The organism is Cryobacterium sp. 10I5 (assembly GCF_035019865.1).
Classification (GTDB): Bacteria; Actinomycetota; Actinomycetes; order Actinomycetales; family Microbacteriaceae; genus Cryobacterium; species Cryobacterium breve_A.
On record NZ_JASJVI010000151.1, the window covers coordinates 1 to 4,507 of the forward strand.

The window sequence follows — 4,507 nt, forward strand, 5'->3', positions numbered from 1 at the left end:
AGCACCCCAGCTGACCTGCTCAGCGAGCTAGTCTCAAGGAAGGAAATAGCCCCTGTTGCTTCCACCGTTTGAAATCGACAAACGGTATTGACCCTAACGGAGACATTCATCGCCCTTCCCCCAGACGGCGCCCTCCACTACGATTGACTGCACGCAGCCGATGAAGCAATTGGCGGCTGCGCGCCCTGTGCACGAGTTTGCTCCGATTCAGAGCTAATCGTCTGGTCGGATCTCTGATGACTGAGTGACCATTTCCAGCCGACAAGCGAGAAGGAACATACCGTGACTGACAGCCAAACCCCCGCAGATCCCGCAACCGTTGTCGGCCACGATGTGCACAATATCAAGGACTGGACAGATCTTGGTAGGGAGATGTGGTCCTACCTGACCGGCAAGAATGCCGCGATCAACTACAGCTTCGTCGACATGACGGTTGAAGTGCCGCGTGACATAGGGCCGGAATCCCCGCGCGCCACCTGGAAACTGAACGGCACCCTCAGGGTCACCACGAGCGAGAGTTCCGGTATCGATCCGATCATCAAGTAGCCATGAGTATTTCAACCCGGTTGGACATCGATCTGACGTTTTCCCTAGCGGGGCCAGGAGAGAAGGGCGCCGATACGGACGTCGCCACCGAGACGCCGGCGGGGCAAATGAACGGCACCATCAAGGCTAAGGGACTTGATGTCGAGGTCTTCTCAGATCACCCGGAAATGTTCGTGCGTTCCCGAACGGCGACGCTGAAGAACATCCGTGCCCTAGCTTCGAACCTGGCCGTGCGAGGACTGAGCGTCTCCCTGTCAGGACCCGCCGGACTGGTCATCCGTATTGGCGCTGTGCGCGTGCCGATCATCCAGCGCCTGCTGACAGGTTCCCCAAACATCGCGCTCGGCAGCTGGGCTGCGCTGGCACCCCTTTTGCGGCGTCGGAGTGCCGGAGCCACGCAGGTACCTTCCGTGCCGTTGCCGCCGCCGACTCTGTATCCACTCGTGCCGACCTTCAATCGGAGAATCCGGCGCCAAATCACCACGACGCACTACACGCCGGGATCCGGACGGCCCCGGCTGATTTTTGTGGTCGGTTCGGAGAACTGGAACGGCCAGATGCCGGCTGAGTTCGACCTGCTACCGACCATCACCACCATTGGCTCGGCCCCGGAGGCGAATTTGTGTTTAAAGGGTCTCCAGTCTTTCCATGCTGAAATCCGCCACGACGAGAACGATGAGTACGTTCTGTATCCGCTTGGGGCGGTTTCCGGCGGCGCAAAGAAGGAGCGCGGGCAGGAGGGTGCACAGGTCCTGCGCACAGGCGCCCGGATGGAAATGGGGCCTTGGCGGATGGCTTTCTTTCGTGAAGAGTACGCCGACCACGGCCGACCACATGGCGGGCGCGTGGGTGGGGAGCTGTCGTTCCAGAAGCCGCAGCCAACCCGTAGCCGGCAGCCAGAGCACTCACATTCCGCGGGTAGCGCTGAGAAGACGCTCCCCGTCGTCACCGGGCTAGACGACGATTCCGAAATCTGATCGAGAGGCTGCCGTCGCGCCGCGCACAGTGCACCAATGGAAGCGAGCGCACCGCAGAACGTACGCCCCCTTCGTACTCAACGACTTCTGGACGAACGCCGACCCTGAATCCACGGAGATGCTGCGGAAGTCGTCGGCTGGTCCATCGCCGATCACATGCGCACCGAACTCGTCGCCGACGCCCTCACAAACGCGGCCGTGACGCCCCCGGATCGAGCAGGACGCGATCTGACACTCCGACCGCGGCAGCGTGGGCAGATTCAACCGGTCGTCGCAACACTAGTGCTTGCGGTCAACAGTAGCTCGTTCATCGCTTCGGCTGGCGTCTTGAATCCGAGTGCCTTGCGGGGGCGTTCGTTCAGGGTCTTGGCGACGCCGTCGAGATCGTCCAGGGCGTAGCGGGTGAAGTCGGTGCCTTTGGGGAAGTACTGGCGCAGCAGCCCGTTGGTGTTATCGTTACTGGGCCGCTGCCACGGCGAGTGGGGATCGGCAAAGTAGATCGGCAGCCCGGCCTGGATGCGGAGTCTGGCGTGTTGGGCCATCTCGGCGCCCTGGTCCCAGGTCAATGACTTGCGCAGGGTCTCGGGCAGGCCGGTGATGGTTCGGGCGATCGCATCACAGACGGCGTCGGCGCCGTGTCCGGCTGTCGCGGGCCCGTTCTTGACCTGTGCGCCGATCATCTTGTGCTCGTCCATCGGGGGCAGGTGCAACAGCATCGTGAACCTCGTGGTGCGTTCGACGAGGGTCCCGATCGCGACCCCGCCTAGTCCGAGGATCAGGTCCCCTTCCCAGTGTCCGGGAACGGCCCTGTCGTTGGCTTCTGCGGGCCGGGCGGCGATAATGACTTCCTTTGACAGGAAGCTCTTACCGCGCTTGGCACGGGCCCGCGGCACTCGCAACGCCCGACCAGTGCGTAAGGCCGTGGTCAGCTCGCGGCGCAGCGCGCCACGACTCTCGATGTAGAGGGCCTGGTAGATCGCCTCATGGGAGATTCTCATGCTCCTATCGTCGGGGAAATCGACCTTAAGCCGACCTGCGATCTGCTCCGGGCTCCACGCTGTGGACCAGTGGCGATCCTGTCGGGGCCCATGTCGACGCCCGTTCCACGCCCCGATCCCGGGAGCTGCCGCGGGCGTGCCATCAGCGCGCTTCACTGTTCCATCCAACCGGGACTGAACGTACTCGCGCAACAGCGGGCTACCCGCGAGCTTGGCCATCTTGGGCCAGCGGGCACGCCGGTCGGAGTGCCACTGGGCGCTCGTGGCACGGTATTCAGCCTTGCCGCCGCGCGAGGCCGCGTTGCGTCGTAGCTCGCGGGAGATCGTCGACGAGGACCGACTCAACGCCTGTGCGATCTGTCGAACACCAAGATTCTGTGCTCGCAGGATCGCGATCTCCTCACGCTCGACGAAGGTCAAGAACCTTCCTGACAGCGGTGCCTTGCTGAGGTCTCGCATCCCACCAGCGTGACGAAAGAAACGTGTCCCGACCGGCGCCACCCCGGCGGCCGGCCCGGCGACCGCATCGGCTCCCGCCCGAGTTGCGTGGCCATCCATTCCTTCGGACGTCCCATAAACCACCTCCATAATCGAGGTGTTCCGACGCGTATTGGGTGCCACGGTCACTGTGGAAGATCACCGTCGCCGGGCGGTCTCCGCGCAGCACCATGGCCATCGTGAGGGCGTCCTGGATGAGGTCGGTGCGCATGTGGTCCGCGATAGCGCAACCGGTCTCGTTGCGGGCCTTGAACGCGCTCACCCAGCGGCCCAGCGTGGCCTCGTTGATCCCGAGCTCTCGAGCGACGGTCGCGACCGCTCTGCCGGTAGTCAAAACCAGCTTCACGGCCTCGTCTTTGTACTCAGGAGTGAACTCCCGCCGTGATCTTGCCATAGTGAACATTCTCTCTTGTGAGGTGTCCACCCCCAGGGTCAGGGCCACCTCGGGGAACTGCACCAGGCGCCAGGTGTGTTGTGTGGTGTTAGCGTGTTCCGCTGGTCGTGACGATCGCGGTCCACGGGCCGGCCGGGACGTCACTTGCTGCGAGGAACTGCCAGTCGACAGTGTCGGTTTCCCCGTTGACGTCGGTGAAGTGTAGGCACCCGTTCAGCGCTGGGGACACGTCCATGCCTGCACCGTTGAACTTGCGATTTTCGGGTCGTTGATCGTTGGAGCCGAAAACGTAGCTGGCGTCGTGATAGCTGCCGGGGCCGGCGTCTTCTATCTGGCCGTAGCAAGTCTGCCCGTTCGCCCGAATCCTGACCCACCTGTTCTTCATCAGACTCGCCGTAGGGTCTCCCGCGGGCGTTGCGTAGGCCGGCTCCCCTGCCCACGGAATCACCTTCTGGCGCATGGAGAGGGCAGTCTGATCGTGGACGTCATCGAAGGGAAGATCCAGGTAGAACGGGTTCTCCTTCGGAGCCATCTGGCTGGGAAGAAACCCATTGGCGCTCCTGCGCTGCTCGGTCTGACAGGACCCATCACCGAGAACCCCGTCACACCCTCCAAAGCTCTGGATCCAGAGCGAGTCATAAGTGGAGAGAACCTGGCTGCCATCTGCGGCCGTCGGGTCGAAGACTTCGCCCACCCAAAACGTGGTCGAGATAATGTGCGTATGCCACGGGAACTGGGTCCCCGCCGGCCGGACAAAGAGTACGACGATCGCGGCGACGACCCCTGTCGCGGCCGCGACGGCGGCAAGCTGGACAATTCGCGTGCGCGTCCAGCCACGCCGAGAACGATGACTGGGCACTCTGCTGTTGGTGCCTGTGGGTTCTTGGTCACTGGGCGGCACGCTCGTTGAGCCCTCGGTCCTCGACCCGTCTTGGTTTCTAGACACGGAGCTCCTGAGCGAAATGGATCATGTTCTCGGCCGGCGATGATGTCCCAGCCTCCCCGTGAAAGGGCGCTGCCCTCTCTGTCAACCTTGGGTAAGGCACCGGGATCGTCCCGAATAGTGTCGTAGAGGGCGGGGAAGGATTTCCCCT

The 4,507-nt window shown here is 63.0% G+C and carries 3 protein-coding genes and 2 pseudogenes; 2 read left to right on the plus strand and 3 right to left on the minus strand.

Features of this window, described 5'->3' with window-relative positions:
• Positions 1-282: 282 nt before the first annotated feature.
• Entirely contained in the window at positions 283-546 is a 264-nt protein-coding gene (locus QN350_RS19055) for a hypothetical protein (protein WP_198413482.1), read from the plus strand.
• A 2-nt stretch (positions 547-548) separates the two neighbouring features.
• Positions 549-1,523 carry an FHA domain-containing protein gene (locus tag QN350_RS19060; protein WP_322137443.1) on the plus strand — a complete coding sequence of 325 codons (975 nt, stop codon included), beginning with the start codon at positions 549-551 and terminating at the stop codon, positions 1,521-1,523.
• Positions 1,524-1,783: 260 nt separating this feature from the next.
• Here the strand turns inward: QN350_RS19060 and QN350_RS19065 are convergent.
• From QN350_RS19065 to QN350_RS19075, 3 genes and pseudogenes are all read right to left on the minus strand, one after another.
• Positions 1,784-3,161: pseudogene (locus tag QN350_RS19065) on the minus strand (IS30 family transposase).
• 108 nt (positions 3,162-3,269) lie between these two features.
• A pseudogene (locus QN350_RS19070) lies at positions 3,270-3,422 on the minus strand (transposase); the annotation flags it as partial.
• A 79-nt stretch (positions 3,423-3,501) separates the two neighbouring features.
• The gene (locus QN350_RS19075; protein ID WP_322137444.1) at positions 3,502-4,272 is read right to left on the minus strand and encodes a hypothetical protein; all 771 of its coding nucleotides are present in this window, start codon (positions 4,270-4,272) and stop codon (positions 3,502-3,504) included.
• Positions 4,273-4,507: the final 235 nt, after the last annotated feature.

What these genes read in the sequence shown, in the direction of transcription:
- QN350_RS19060 (WP_322137443.1), top strand. Translation starts at nt 549, where the DNA reads ATGAGTATTTCAACCCGGTTGGACATCGATCTGACGTTTTCCCTAGCG.